Annotated in this window: 10 protein-coding genes; 6 read left to right on the top strand and 4 right to left on the bottom strand. The window is 73.8% G+C overall.

Annotated features, from left to right (window positions below):
- Positions 1 to 320 precede the first annotated feature (320 nt).
- Positions 321 to 815 carry a hypothetical protein gene (locus tag ACGFYN_RS10145; RefSeq protein WP_393865337.1) on the top strand — a complete coding sequence of 165 codons (495 nt, stop codon included), beginning with the start codon at positions 321 to 323 and terminating at the stop codon, positions 813 to 815.
- Positions 816 to 878: 63 nt separating this feature from the next.
- Here ACGFYN_RS10145 and ACGFYN_RS10140 read toward each other — a convergent pair whose 3' ends face one another.
- From ACGFYN_RS10140 to ACGFYN_RS10125, 4 genes are all read right to left on the bottom strand, one after another.
- A complete protein-coding gene (locus ACGFYN_RS10140; protein ID WP_393865301.1) occupies positions 879 to 5501 on the bottom strand; it encodes a hypothetical protein in 4623 nt (1540 codons plus the stop codon).
- A gap of 37 nt (positions 5502 to 5538) precedes the next feature.
- Positions 5539 to 6426, bottom strand: a complete 888-nt coding sequence (locus ACGFYN_RS10135; RefSeq protein ID WP_393865300.1) for a hypothetical protein — start codon at positions 6424 to 6426, stop codon at positions 5539 to 5541.
- Between the two features lie 52 nt (positions 6427 to 6478).
- Positions 6479 to 8005: a hypothetical protein gene (locus ACGFYN_RS10130; RefSeq protein ID WP_393865299.1), complete on the bottom strand. Its 1527-nt coding sequence runs from the start codon at positions 8003 to 8005 to the stop codon at positions 6479 to 6481.
- A 119-nt stretch (positions 8006 to 8124) separates the two neighbouring features.
- On the bottom strand, positions 8125 to 8829 hold the full coding sequence (locus ACGFYN_RS10125; protein WP_393865298.1) for a GntR family transcriptional regulator: 705 nt from the start codon (positions 8827 to 8829) through the stop codon (positions 8125 to 8127).
- A 169-nt stretch (positions 8830 to 8998) separates the two neighbouring features.
- Here ACGFYN_RS10125 and ACGFYN_RS10120 point away from each other — a divergent pair, with 169 nt between their 5' ends.
- Genes ACGFYN_RS10120 through ACGFYN_RS10100 form a run of 5 tightly spaced genes read left to right on the top strand, consistent with a single transcriptional unit; the run spans position 8999 to position 13369 of the window.
- The gene (locus tag ACGFYN_RS10120; protein ID WP_393865297.1) at positions 8999 to 10294 is read left to right on the top strand and encodes an MFS transporter; all 1296 of its coding nucleotides are present in this window, start codon (positions 8999 to 9001) and stop codon (positions 10292 to 10294) included.
- A complete protein-coding gene (locus tag ACGFYN_RS10115; RefSeq protein ID WP_393865296.1) occupies positions 10291 to 11112 on the top strand; it encodes a putative hydro-lyase in 822 nt (273 codons plus the stop codon). Before ACGFYN_RS10120 ends, ACGFYN_RS10115 begins: the two co-directional genes overlap by 4 nt.
- Before the next feature lie 18 nt (positions 11113 to 11130).
- Entirely contained in the window at positions 11131 to 11889 is a 759-nt protein-coding gene (locus tag ACGFYN_RS10110) for a LamB/YcsF family protein (RefSeq protein WP_393865295.1), read from the top strand.
- A complete protein-coding gene (gene pxpB, locus ACGFYN_RS10105; protein WP_393865294.1) occupies positions 11886 to 12503 on the top strand; it encodes a 5-oxoprolinase subunit PxpB in 618 nt (205 codons plus the stop codon). The genes ACGFYN_RS10110 and pxpB overlap by 4 nt, the downstream gene beginning before the upstream one ends.
- Positions 12500 to 13369, top strand: a complete 870-nt coding sequence (locus ACGFYN_RS10100) for a biotin-dependent carboxyltransferase family protein (protein ID WP_393865293.1) — start codon at positions 12500 to 12502, stop codon at positions 13367 to 13369. Before pxpB ends, ACGFYN_RS10100 begins: the two co-directional genes overlap by 4 nt.
- The last annotated feature ends 92 nt before the right edge of the window (positions 13370 to 13461 follow it).

Raw genomic sequence — 13461 nt, 5'->3', positions numbered from 1 at the left:
GCAGTCCGGAAGCTGAACTTCCGCGCGGGCGGCGAGACATGCGGAGTTGTCCGTTCATTGGGGGAGATTGCCTCCCCGATCCTCCACGGCCGTTGAAACTCGCCCGACCGGCCCGACCGGCGGATTGGCCTGAAATTTACGCTCGTTGGGAATCTTCAGGACGCCTCGTTCGTCCTCTCTACGGGAGATGCGCGGAATCGGCCGCTTCAGCGGCATCCGGCACTTGGGCGGCGTAAAACAAGGCAAGCCGGGCAGCCACTGGGGAAGACGTGCCAACGGGTACGGACGAGCAGTCTGCGGCAGTGGGGAGTGACACGTTGATGGGCACGGCGGAGCGGCGCGTGGCGCCCGGGCACAGTTCGGCAGCGCGGTCGGCGGTGAGACGGGGTCCTGCGGCATCGGATCGCGACATTCCGGCGGACGAGCGCCGGGTTTTGTGGGTCGAGGAGGCGGCGCCCCGGCGCCGCATGCCCGATCCGGTGCGGACGGCGGCGGTGCGTGCGGTGATCATCATCGCCGTGACGCTGCTCCAGGCGATGGTGGCCTTCTTCTGCACCATGGCCGGGTCCTGGCTGGCCTTCCCGATGGTCATCAGCAGCATAGTCAGCACCGTGGTGGCCACCTGGGGCGCGCTCGACGTCTGGGTGACCCGCCAGGTGTGGAACCAGCGCCATGGCGTGGTGTCGGACCCGAGCAGCACGGCGCGGGCGCTGCGCCGTGAGCGCCGCCGGGCCAGGCGGCAGGCGAGGGCCACCGAGCGGGCCCAGGAGCGCATCCGCAGGCGCGGCGGGACCGGCCAGCTGTCGCACCCCTGAGCCAGGCCGCTCAGGAGGCGGTTTTGAGCCGTGCCGCGCGCAGGCGGCCCTGGGGCGTGCCGCTCACGGGGCGCTGGGGGCCGGCCGCTTGAACATCCGGGTCGCCGTGATCTCGCTGTGCACCGCTTCACCGTCGCCGGCCGGGGTCTGCTGCGGCAGGCCCGGCCGCAGGTGCTCCTCGACGCTGATGTACTTCAGCCCGGCCCGCAGGTCCGCGTCGTTGCGCAGCCGGATGACCAGCGGGAACTCCGCCAGCGCGGTCGTGTCGAACAGGCCGGTGGTGTACAGCAGTTGGACCCCGAGCGCGTCGGACACGGCCCGCTGGAGCTCCAGCAGATAGGTGGCGTTGGCGCGCCCGATGGGGTTGTCGAGGAACAGCGTGCCGGCGTGCCGGTGCTTGTCGCGGCCCCGGTCGTTGGAGCGGAGCGCGGCCATGGTGCAGTACAGCGCGATCGCCGCGGTGAGCAGCTGGCCGCCGGAGAACACGTCGCCCATCTGCCCGACGGGCACGCGCTCGGCGCGCAGCACCGCGTCCGGCTTGAGGATCTCGACGGCTACTCCCTTGGGCTGCAGGGCCGCGCCCACGCCCCGCAGCAGCAGCGTCATGCCGTCGCGCCGCAGGTCGGAGTTCTTCTTCACGGCCGCCCTGGTCGCCTCGTCGATGACCTCTCCGAGCCGCTCGGTGAGCGTGGCCTGGTCGGGCTCCTCGAACCGGATGCGCAGGAACTCCTGCCCGGACCACTCCCCCAGCCCCTCGGGCAGCCGGGAGAGCCGCTGGGCGGACCGCAGCGTCGCCAGCGCCGACTCCACCAGCCCGCGCAGCCGGTCCACGATGGAGTCCCTGTTCCGCTCCAGCTGGGCCAATTCGTCGCTCAGGACGCGGAGCCGGGGCGCGAACGCGTCCGCCCACTTCTGGGCGTGCTCGGGCAGCGCGGAGGCGGGCAGCTCGCGGATCTGCTGCCGCGCCGGGGTGCGGACCTGTTCGTAGCGCGTGGAGTTGGCGTGCCGCACCAGCACGTCACCGGCCTCGCGCACGGCGGCCTCGGCGGTCGAGAGGTCGGCGGCGCAGCCGCGCAGGGAGCGGCGGGCCTCGGCAGCGGCGTGCCGGGCCTCCTCCAGGCTGCCGGGGTACGGCTCGGGCTCCTCCTGCTCCTCGTCGGCGAAGTGTTCGCGCAGCAGGTCACGGAGCATCGCGGCGATCTCGTCGAAGCCGCCGGCCGCGTCCTCCGCCGCCCGGTGGGCGTCGAGGAGTTCGGCGTGCGCCTCCCGAGCCTGGCTCAACGCCTCGGTGCGGGTGGCGAGTTCGGCCGTCGCCGTGCGCAGCAGCGCCTGTGCGTGCTCGGCGTCGCGCGGCTGTTGCTCCTCATGCAGCTCGGTGTGCGCATCGCCCTCCTCGGGCGAGTGCCGCTCGGCCTCGCCGCGCAGCCGTCCGAGCTGCTCGCTCGCGGTCGACATCCGGGTCTCCAGGAGCTGCACCAGCTCCTCGGCCCGCGCGGCCGCGGCCTGCCGCGACGGCCCGTCGGACCCGTCCGGCGACTGGAGCAGCTGTTCCGCGCGGGTGCGGACCTTGTTGCTGAGCCGGTCCAGCTCGGCGCGGGCCCCGCTCTCGTCGCTCTCCGCGCGCGCCTGCTCGGCCCGCAGGTCGGCGCCGACGCCGACCTTCTCGTAGAGCTGGGAAGCCGCGCGATACGCCTCGCGCAGGGCGGGCAGCGACGACTTCGAGGAGGATCCGTCGCCCTCCGGTACGTCGTCGGGGGCGCCCGCGATCTCCGCGCGCTCGGCGCGCAGGGCGCGTGCCGTACGGCGGGCGTCGTCGGCGGCGCGCTGGGCGCCGCGGCGGTCCTCGTCGGCGGCACGGGCGCGCTCCAGGCAGGCCTGGGCGCGGGCCTCCGACTCGGCGCCCTCGTCGGCCAGTTCACGCACCTTGACCTGCCACCCGGCCCGCTCGCGCAGCCGGAAGGCGAGCCCGGCGAGGGCGTCGGCCGAGCGCCGGGCCCTCTGCGCGGCCTCCTGCCGCTCGTCGCGCATCTGCGCGGCTTCGGCGGCGGCCTCGTCGGCCTCGGCCCGGACCGAACGCGCCTCGGACAGCTCGGCCTCGGACTCCTCGGCGAAGGCGCGCGCGTCGTGCGCGGCCCGGGCCAGTTCGACGAGCCGTCCGGCCGGGCAGCCGGTGCGCCAGGAGGCGAGCCGGGCGGCCAGCTCCCGGTCCTTGCCGAGGCGCGCGGCGAGCGTCCTGATCTCCTCGTCCCGCTCGGCCGCCCGCGCGCGCAGCGCCTGCCGCTCCTCGTCGGCGGCGTGCTCGTCGTGCATGGCGGGGTTCGGCGGTACGAGGAAGACGCCGCCGTCGTCCGACTCCGTTGCCGGGGTGGGCGCGAGCAGGGCGGCGGCCGTGCCGACGGCCACGGCGGACCGCGGCAGCAGCGCCGCCTCGCCCAGGGCCTCGCGGGCGCGGCTGTGCGTGTCGGGGTCGGTGATGATCACGCCGTCGACGAGTTCCGGCCGGGCGGCCAGCACGCGCGCGTGGTCGGCCGGGTCCACGGCCTGGGCGAGGTAGCGCCAGCCGGGCAGCGCCGGGATGCCGTGCTCGCCGAGGAACTCGACGGTGGCCAGCACGTCCGGGCCGGGCGGCAGCAGTCCGCCGTCGCCGAGCGCGCCGAGGATGCGGGAGTCGTCGGCAGCCGCGGTGCGCAGCTCGAAGAGCTGCCGCTCGGCGGAGGAGACGGAGTCGTCGAGCAGCTCGCGCAGTTCGTCGGCGAAGCGGTCGAGCTCCTCGGGGCTGAGGGCCGCCTGGTCGCTCTCCGCCGCGTCCCTGGGCCGCGGGACCGCGGGGCGCGCGTCGTCGGCGGTGACGTTGAGCAGTTCCGCCAGCCGCTCCTCCGCGGCGAGTGACTCGGCGGTGCGGCGCTCGGTGTCGTAGGACCGCCGTGCCGCCGTGGCCGCGTCCGCCGCGCGGGCCGCGGTCAGCTCCGCGCGGGATTCCGCCGAGGCCGCCTCGCGCGCGTGCTCCGAGGCCTTGCGCGACGCCTCCCGTGCCGTGTCCCAGGCGGCGACCGCCGTCTTCTCGGCGTCGCTGGCCGCGAGGGCGGCTCGGGCCGGGTCGGCGTCCGGCGCGCTGTCGTCGAGCCATCCCGCGCGCACCGCCTCGGCGGTCTCCTGCTCCACCTCGGTCAGGCGCTGCCGCAGATGCCCGACCTCGCTGCGGGCCCGCTGCGCCTCCGTGGCGGCGGCGGTCGAGTCACGGTAGGCGGCCTCGCCGACCTCCTGAAGGGCGGCGGACCGCTCCTCCTCCTCGTTGGCGAGGCTCTCGGCGCTCCCCGCCGCCGCGTGCAGGGCCCGTACGAGATCCACGGCGGCCTTGGCGCGGGCGGCGAGGGCGGGGGCGGCGTCCCGCTCGGCCTCCTGGATCGCGGCGGCCACGCGCGCGGCCCGGTCGGCGGCTGCCCGGTGGCGCAGCACGGCCTCGGCGGCCTGCCAGGCGGAGTGCAGGGTGCGCGCATCCGCAAGCTCGCGCTTCTGCGCCGCGGCGGACTTCTCGGCGGCCCCTAGCGCCAAGGAGGCGTTGCGGTAGGCGAGTTCGGCGGAGACCAGCGCGCTGCGCTCCCGGGCCGCCTCGGAGTGGGTGACCGCGTACGCGGCCGCCGTGACGCGCTGGGCGAGGTCCGCGGCCCGCAGCCGCTCCTGCACGCCCCGCGCGGTCAGCCGGCGGGCCAGCGAGCGGGTACGGCGCTCGGCGCCGGTGTGGACGTCACGCGCGCGTGCACGGGTCTCGGCGGCCTCCACGATCCGCCCGAGGAGGTCCACCGACCCGGCGGTGAAGTCCCGTTCGGCGATCAGCTCGGCGCGGCGGCCCAGCTTGTTGCCGAAGCCGCTGACCAGGTCGGCGAGCCCGTCGGTGTCCCGGGTGTCGGTCACGGCCCGCAGCAGCAGATCGGTGAAGTCGGAGTCCTTCTTGACCGCGAAGAGGCCGGCCGCCTCGCCCTCGTCGGCGTTCATCTCCCGCTGGTAGCGGAAGAGTTCGGGGTCGAGGCCGAGGTCGCCGAGATGCTCGATCCAGCGGTCGTGGATCTCCTCCCAGTGCACCTCCAGATGGGGATACGCCTTGCCCGCCTCGGTGAGGGCGTCCCGGAAGCCTTTCATGGTGCGGCGGCGGCCCTGCGCGCCCGACTGGCCCTCGACGACCGGCCGCACGGCGGTGGACTCGGCGACGGGCAGGTTGTCCAGCGACAGTCCGGGCCCGGGCCGGAAGGAGTACCAGGCCTCGGCGAACTTCCGCGGGTCGTTGGAGACTTGCCGCCCGCGCCACTCGCTGGCCTTGCCGACGACGACGCACTCGCCGGTCAGCGTGTGCTGCCACTCCAGGGCGACGTGCCCGCAGTCGTCGGCGAGCAGGAACTTGCGCAGTACGCCGGAGCTGGCGCCGCCGAGGGTGTTGCGGTGGCCCGGCAGCATCACGGAGAAGATCAGCTTCAGCAGTACGGACTTGCCGCCGCCGTTCTCCAGGAAGAGCACGCCGGCGGGCGCGGGGCGGCGCGGCGGGCCGACCGGCTCCTCCTCGAAGAACTCCGCCTGGGCGGGCGCGGGCGTGGGCACGGGCGCCCCGACGCCGCGCAGGTCAAGCACGGTGTCGGCGTAGCGCGCACCGGCGGGACCGATGGAGTAGAGGCGGACCCGGGACAGCTCGTACATGGCGGACTCTCGTAAGTCTTCGGCAGGAAGGGGAGGTTCAGGAGCGGGACGAGTGGAACGGCAGCCCGGCGTCGGCCGCCAGCTCCACCGCCTCGGTGTCCTCGGCGGGCACCAGCGTCGGTGTGCCGTCGGTCACCGGGACCACGCCCAGCTCCAGCAGCTCGGCCATCGCGGCGCTGCCCGCCATGTCCCGCACCTGGAGCTGATAGCGCGTCGTCGTGCGGTACGTACCGCCGTTGTCGTCGCCGGTGCGCTGCAGGAAGCCTGAGTCGGTCAGGAACGCGGCGGCCTTGCCGACGATGCCGGTGGTCGAACCGGCGAGTCTGCGCGCGTCCTTGGTGGCGCCCGTCGCGCTGCGTCTGATCCAGATCCGCCACGCGGCCTCCAGGCCGGGCGCGTCGGTGGCCGGGTCGGTGTTGTCGCCGTGCTCGGCGGCGCGCTCCTCCAGACGGCGGCAGGCCTGCCGTACGAAGGCGTCGACGCCGTTGACCGTCACGCGCCCGATGTAGCCGTCGTCGGCGAGGTCCTCGGGGCGCGGGAACGCCATGGCGGCGATGGCGAGATGGGCCAGGCCGTGCAGGAAGCGGTCGCCGCCGTCGGCGGACGTACGGCGCGCGTAGTCGCTCATGCGGACGGCGAACACCGAGTCCTCGGCGGCGGTGACGGCCATCCCCGCGCGCGGGGACACTTCCAGCACCACCAGCCCGAGCCCGGTGGCCACGGCGTCCGCGAGCCGCCCGAACGGCGGGTCCTCGCGGTAGCGGCGCAGCAGCTCGGCGTACTCCTGGTCGCGCGCGGGCTGCAGCTTGGGCTGCAGCCCGAACGCGACGAGCCGCGCGGCGTCGGCGGCGTCGGCGGGCGTGACGGCGGCGGGGACCGGCGCCGCGCCGGTCTCCGGCTCACTCCACTCGACGTGCTCGGTCACGGCTGTCGCTCCTTGCTGCTCTCACACTGGTCCGTACGCTGCCCGGGTCCGTTCACGCCGCCTCCGTCCTGTCGGCCGCCATCCCGGCCGCGTCCAGCAGGGCCGTCCCCACGATCAGGTCGGCGCCGCCGAACTCGGAGTCGTCCAGCTCCGTCCCGTCGTCCACGGCGAACAGCAGCTTCTCCTCGCCCTGCCGGTAGGCCGTGCCCACGGGCGGGCTGGCCGCGTGGACGGCCAACAGGGCCACCAGGTAGGGCAGATCGGGATCGATGCGCCGCGCCTCGGCCAGCAGGCCGGAGAGTCTGCGGGGCGCGTCCGCCGGGAGATCGAGCAGCTCGGTCGCCGCGGCCAGCTGCTCCTCGCTGAAGCGGCTGTCGTCCGGTGTGGCGATGAGGTCCGGCTCCGGCATCTCGGCACCCAGATGCTCCCGCTCCACCGGAGGCGTCAGCAGGATGTCGACGAGGTCCGTCACCCGGACGGACACCGGCGTGCGCAGCCCGGTGCCCCGAGCGAAGAACGCGTCCGTGACGCGCACCGACTGCTCCAGCGGCAGCGGCAGGATCGGGGCGACGAGATGACCGTAGAGGTCGATCCCCGAGGACGTCATGGGGGTGGCGAAGGCCTGCCGGTCCTGTTCCGCGCGGAACAGCGGCCCGGCCTCCAGCAGCCGGGACTGCAGTTGCGTGTGCCTGCGGATGCAGTCCTTCACGATGTCCACGAGTTCGGCCGCGCGCCGCTTGTGCTCCGCGTCCTCGGTCTCGTCGCGCGCCTTGCGGATGTTGGTGAGGATCGCGTTCTCGTGGCGGTACCGGTCGGCCACGTGGTCGAGCGCCTCGGCGATCATGTCCGGCACGGCGCTGAGCCAGTCCACCGCGCGGACGTTGCGCCGGGTCGCCTCCAGGGCGCGGCGCAGCGTCTCCGAGTACTGCACGGTGCGGTAGCGGGCCTGCTCGGCGGCGAGCTGGGCGTCGGCGAGCCGGCCCCGGTTGATCAGGACCTCCAGCTTGACCTCGGCGGCGATCTGGGCGCTGGTGACGTCCGTGTCCAGGGCGCCGACCAGGACGTTGACCGCCTCGTCGGTCGTGCGGAGGTAGACGGTGCCGCCGGGACCAGGCACTTCCTCGATCAGCTTGAAGTCGTAGTCACGGCGGACGTAGCTGCCGTCGGTGGTGAACGTGCCGTAGACCGCCCGGAAGCCGCGGTCCACGCTGCCGACGTTGATCAGGTTCTCCAGGACCCAGCGGGCCACGCGCTCGTGCTCGGCGACCGGCCGCCGCGGGGCCTGGGCGGCGATGCGGGGGATGAGGCGGGCCACTATCTGGTCGTGGTCGGCGCCCGTGTCGAAGTCCATGTTCAGCGTGACCAGGTCGATGGCGGAGAGGGCCACCTCCGCCATGCCGTAGACCGAGTACTCGCCTGCGAGGTTGGCCTTGCGCGTGTCGAGGTCGTGCAGCGGCGCGGTGCAGGCGAGCGCGCGCAGGCGCCGCGCCAGTCCCTCGTCGGCGGCCGGGCCCGGCGCGGGGCGCGGCCCTGCGCTGAGCTGGGGCGGAACGCTGTCCGTCGGTGCAGGCGAAGTCACGGTGCACAGACTAGGTCCTCGGTCTGACAACGGCCCAAACGGCGTGAATCGCGTACGGGCCGACCGTGGCTCGTCGCGCCCACGCGGCGGAGCCGCATGCCGCCATGGTGCTGGGCCCGTCAGGGGAGTGTTTCGCCCTCCCCCACCCTTCTGCGGTAGACGTCGACCACTCGTTCCAGCGAGTCGTCCAGGTACACCGCGAGCATCTTCTCGGCCTCGTCCCGGTCTCCCGTCTGCAGGGACTGCTGGATCTGGCGGTTGCGGGCGAGGTAGGGCTCGTGGAGGCGCTTGGGGTCGTCCACCACGTGGAAGGCGAGGCGGAGTTCGGCGAAGACGCTGCGCATCAGCTCGTCGGTGCGGGCGCTCCCGGCGAGGGCCACCAGCTCCCGGTGGAAATGGATGTTGGCGGTACCCACCGCTTTCCAGTCACCTTCGCGCGCCGCCCGCTGCCCCTCTTCGACGACTGCGGCGAGAGCCTCGAGGTCGTACGGCGGCTCGCCCAGCCCGCGGACGACGGCGCACTCGACGAGCCTGCGGGTGCGGTAGATGTCCTCGACGTCCTCGACGGTCAGGACCCGGACGAAGACGCCCCGGTTCAGCTCGTGGACGAGCAGGCGTTCGTGGGTGAGCAGCCGGAACGCCTCGCGCAGCGTGTTGCGGGAGACCCCGAGCGCGCCGCCGATGCTGTCCTCCGACAGGCGGGTCCCGGGCGGGAAGAACCCTTCGGCGATACGGCCTCTGAGGATGTCCGAGACCCGCTCGGCGGTGCTCGTGCGCCCCAGGAGAGCGCGATCGTCGGCCAGTCCGTGCAGCTGCTCTGCCATGCCCGGAATTCAATCGCAGACGGAAGAACGAAACAACACGGGTATTGAAGGATCGTTGAACGATCCTCTACGTTGCTACCCACGGCGCCGTCTCCTCGCGGCGCCGACCGCTCACGCACGGCACGGCTCACCTCCCAAGCACCCTCCGTCCTCCCACTGCGAGGTGCACATGAGCACGACCCCTTCGTCGCAGGCCCTGAGCACACAGACCGGTCCGGACGAACACGCCCTCGAAGAGGGCCCGTTGGGCTGGCTGCGCGCCCTGGGACCGCGCGGCCGCCGCGCCTTCGCCGGCGCGTTCGGCGGCTACGCCCTGGACTCGTACGACTACTTCACGCTGCCCCTGACCATGGTCGCGCTGGCCTCGTACTTCGGCCTGGACAGCGGCCAGACCGGCCTGCTCACCACCGTCACGCTGGTGGTGTCCGCCGTCGGCGGCGCCGTCGCGGGGGTGGTGGCCGACCGGTTCGGCCGGGTCCGGGCACTGATGATCACCGTGATCACCTACGCGGTCTTCACCGTGGCCTGCGGCTTCGCGCCCAACTACGAGACGCTGCTGCTCTTCCGGGCCCTCCAGGGCCTCGGTTTCGGCGGCGAGTGGGCCGTCGGCGCGATCCTCGTCGCCGAGTACGCGAGCGCCCGGCACCGGGGCCGTACGCTCGGCGCGGTCCAGAGTTCGTGGGCCGTGGGCTGGGCGCTGGCCGCGGTCGTCTACACCGTGGTCTTCTCCTTCGCCGGCGACGATCTGGCCTGGCGCATCATGTTCTGGACCGGCGCGCTGCCGGCGCTGCTGGTGATCTGGATGCGGCGCCGCGTGCAGGACGCCCCCGAGGCGGCCGCCGTACGCCACAAGAGCGCGCAGAAGGGCTCGTTCACCGCCATCTTCAAGCCCGGTCTGCTGCGGATCACGATCTTCGCCGGGCTGCTGTCCACCGGTGTCCAGGGCGGCTACTACACGCTCGCCACCTGGGTGCCCACGTATCTGAAGAGCGATCGCGGTCTGTCGGTCGTCGGTACCGGCGGCTACCTGGCGTTCCTGATCTCCGGCGCCTTCCTCGGCTATCTGACCGGCGGTTACCTCACCGACCGGCTGGGCCGCAAACGCAACATCTGGCTGTTCGCGCTGCTGTCGGCCGGGTGCATCCTGGCGTACGCGAACATCCCGCAGGGCGCCAACACCCTGCTCCTGGTGCTCGGTTTCCCGCTCGGGTTCTGCATGTCGGCGATCTTCAGCGGCTTCGGCTCCTACCTGAGCGAGCTGTACCCGACGGCCGTGCGCGGCACGGGACAGGGCTTCACCTACAACACCGGGCGCGCCGTGGGCGCCGTCTTCCCCACGACGGTCGGCTTCCTCGCCGACAGCTGGGGCGTGGGCGGTGCGCTGGTGTTCGGCGCGATCGGCTACGGCGTGGCGGCGCTGGCTCTGCTGGGCCTGCCGGAGACCCGCGGAAAGGAACTGGCGTGAACCGTACGGAAGACCGCCCCTTGACCATCGTCGACGAGCACGCGCACGCGTGGAGCCCGAAATCCGCCCGGGCCCGCTTCCGGAGAGGGCTCACCGGCCCCACCGCAGGGGTCGCGGCCGGCCACACCCAGGTCAACCTGATCTCGGTGCCCGCCGACTGGGCCTACGACACGCTGCTGTTCTGCCAGCGCAACCCCAAGCCCTGCCCGGTGCTGGACGTCACGGACGCCGGGGACTTCACCACGGTCCTCGCGGACGGCGCGGACCTGCGCACCGACCTGCCGCGCTACCGGGTCTGGCAGGACGGCGAGCTGGCGGACGAGCCGACGGACGTGCGCGCGTACTGGCGCGACGACCTGGTGTCGTTCCTCATCGGGTGCAGCTTCACCTTCGAGTGGGCGCTCGCCGCGGCGGGCGTCCCGATCCGCCACATCGAGCAGGGCCGCAACGTCCCGATGTACGTGACCAGCCGTCAGTGCCGCCCGGCGGGACGGCTGCACGGCCCGCTGGTGGTGTCCATGCGGCCGGTGCCGCCGGAGCACCTGGCGGCCGCGCTGCGGGAGAGCAGCCTGCTCCCGGCGGTGCACGGCAGTCCCGTGCACTGCGGCCCCGCCTCGGCGCTCGGCATCGACGACCTCGGCCGGCCCGACTTCGGCGACCCGGTGGACGCCGAGCCGGACGACATCCCGGTGTTCTGGGCCTGCGGCGTGACCCCGCAGGCGGCGGTGATGGCTTCCCGGCCGCCCTTCGCCATCACGCACGCACCGGGGCAGATGTTCCTGACCGACGCCCGCGACGAGCAGTACCGCGTGGCCTGAGAGGAGACCGAAGGTTCCATGACGTCGATCGATCTCAACGCCGACCTCGGCGAGGGCTTCGGCCGCTGGCGCCTCACCGACGACGATCAGCTGCTGTCCGTCGTCACCAGTGCCAACGTGGCCTGCGGCTTCCACGCCGGGGACGCCGCCACCATGCGGCGCGTGTGCGAGCTCGCGGCCGCGCGCGGGGTGCGGATCGGCGCCCAGGTCTCCTACCGGGACCTGGCCGGGTTCGGGCGGCGCGCGATGGATGTGCCGCCCGCGGAACTCGCGGCCGAAGTGGCGTACCAGATCGGCGCCCTGGAGGTCTTCGCTCGCGCGGCGGGCACGCGCGTGTCGTACGTCAAGCCGCACGGCGCGCTCTACAACCGCGTCGTGCACGACGAGGAGCAGGCCGGCGCGGTCGTGGAGGGGGTGCGACTCGCCGACGCCACGCTGCCCGTGCTCGGCCTGCCCGGCTCGCGGCTACTGGAGCACGCAGGCAAAGCGGGACTCCCGGCCGTCACGGAGGCGTTCGCGGACCGCGCGTACACCGCGGAGGGCACGCTCGTGCCACGCGGCCACGACGGCTCCGTGATCACCGATCCGGAGGCGGTGGTGGAGCGCTCGGTGGGCCTGGCCCGCTTCGGCACGGTCACCTCCCACTGCGGTGCGGCCGTCGACGTACGCGCGCGTTCCCTGTGTCTGCACGGGGACACGCCGGGCGCCGTGGAGCTGGCCCGGCTGGTCCGGCGGCGCCTGCAGGAGTCGGGAGTCCGGGTGGAGGCCTTCGTATGAGGGCACTGCCCGTGGGCGACCGGGCCCTGCTCGTCGAGCTGTCCAACGGCGACGAGGCACAGGCGCTGCACGCGGAACTGCTGTGCCGCCGCGCGGAGGGCCTGCTCAGCGTGCGCGAGATCGTCCCGGCGGCACGCACCGTCCTGCTCGACGGCCTCGACGACCCGTCGCTCCTGGCCTCCGAGCTGACCGCCGCCGAGGTACCGCCCGCTCCCCCACGCGCGCGTGCGGCGATCGACATCCCGGTGCGCTACAACGGCCCGGACCTGGCGGAGGTCGCCGCACACTGGGGTGTGACCGAACGGGAGGCGGCCCGCATCCACGCGGACACCGAATTCACCGTCGCCTTCTGCGGGTTCGCGCCCGGCTTCGGCTACCTCACGGGCCTTCCGCAGCGCCACGACGTCCCGCGCCGGGCCACTCCGCGCACGGCCGTCCCGGCAGGTTCCGTGGCACTTGCGGGCCCGTACACGGGCGTGTACCCGCGCTCGTCGCCGGGCGGCTGGCAGCTGATCGGCCGCACGGACGCCGTGCTGTGGGACCACGCGCGCGTACCTGCCGCGCTGCTGTCGCCCGGCACGCGCGTGCGCTTCGTGCCGGTGGACGGCTCATGACGGACCGTGCGCTCGTCGTCGTACGGGCCGGGGCACTGACCACCGTGCAGGACCGGGGCCGCCCCGGGCACGCCCACCTCGGCGTTCCCCGCTCGGGCGCGCTCGACTCCCCCGCCGCCGCCCTCGTCAACCGGCTCGTGGGCAACCCGTCCGAGGCCGCGGTTCTGGAGACCACCCTCAACGGCTGTGCCGTACGGCCGCGTTCGACGGTCACGGTGGCCGTCGGGGGCGCCCCCTGCGCGGTCACGGTCGACGGGCGGCCGGTCGCCTGGGGAGCCCCGGTGCATGTGCCCGCCGGCGCGCTCCTGGACGTCGGCGCGGCCGTCTCGGGGGTCCGGAGCTACCTGGCCGTCGCCGGTGGCATCGCGGTCGAACCGGTCCTCGGCAGCCGCTCCACGGACCTCCTCTCCGGCCTCGGCCCGCCACCTCTCACGGACGGCACGGTGATCCCCCTGGGAACGCCGACGAACCTCCACGCGCGTGTGGACGTCGCCCCACAGGCGGCACCTCCGGCCGAACTCGTCCTCCGGGTGACGCTCGGCCCACGGGACGACTGGTTCACCCCCGAGGCGCTGCGCACCTTCACGTCCCGCCCGTACCGTGTGTCCGCCGCGGGCAACCGCATCGGCCTGCGCACCGAGGGCCCCGCCCTCGACCGCGCCCTCCCGGGCGAACTCCCCAGCGAGGGCATGGTCCTGGGCGCGGTGCAGGTTCCCCCTGACGGCCGACCGGTCGTCTTCCTGGCGGACCACCCGACCACCGGCGGCTACCCGGTGATCGCGGTCGTCCACCCGCAGGACCTCCCGGCGGCGGCCCAGGCGGCACCGGTCACCCCGGTCCACTTCGTCAGGTCAGGGCGACGCTGACGCCCTGAAGGTGCGCGGGGAACTGCGCGACCGGCCGCAACGGCCCCGCACCGAAGCACAATCGGCACACCCGCCCCGCCTCTCCGCCGAGA

It is taken from the genome of Streptomyces sp. NPDC048419, from assembly GCF_043200415.1.
Lineage (GTDB): Bacteria > Actinomycetota > Actinomycetes > Streptomycetales > Streptomycetaceae > Streptomyces.
The sequence above is the reverse complement of the archived record's forward strand: the minus strand, read 5'-3'. Positions and strand labels throughout refer to the sequence as shown.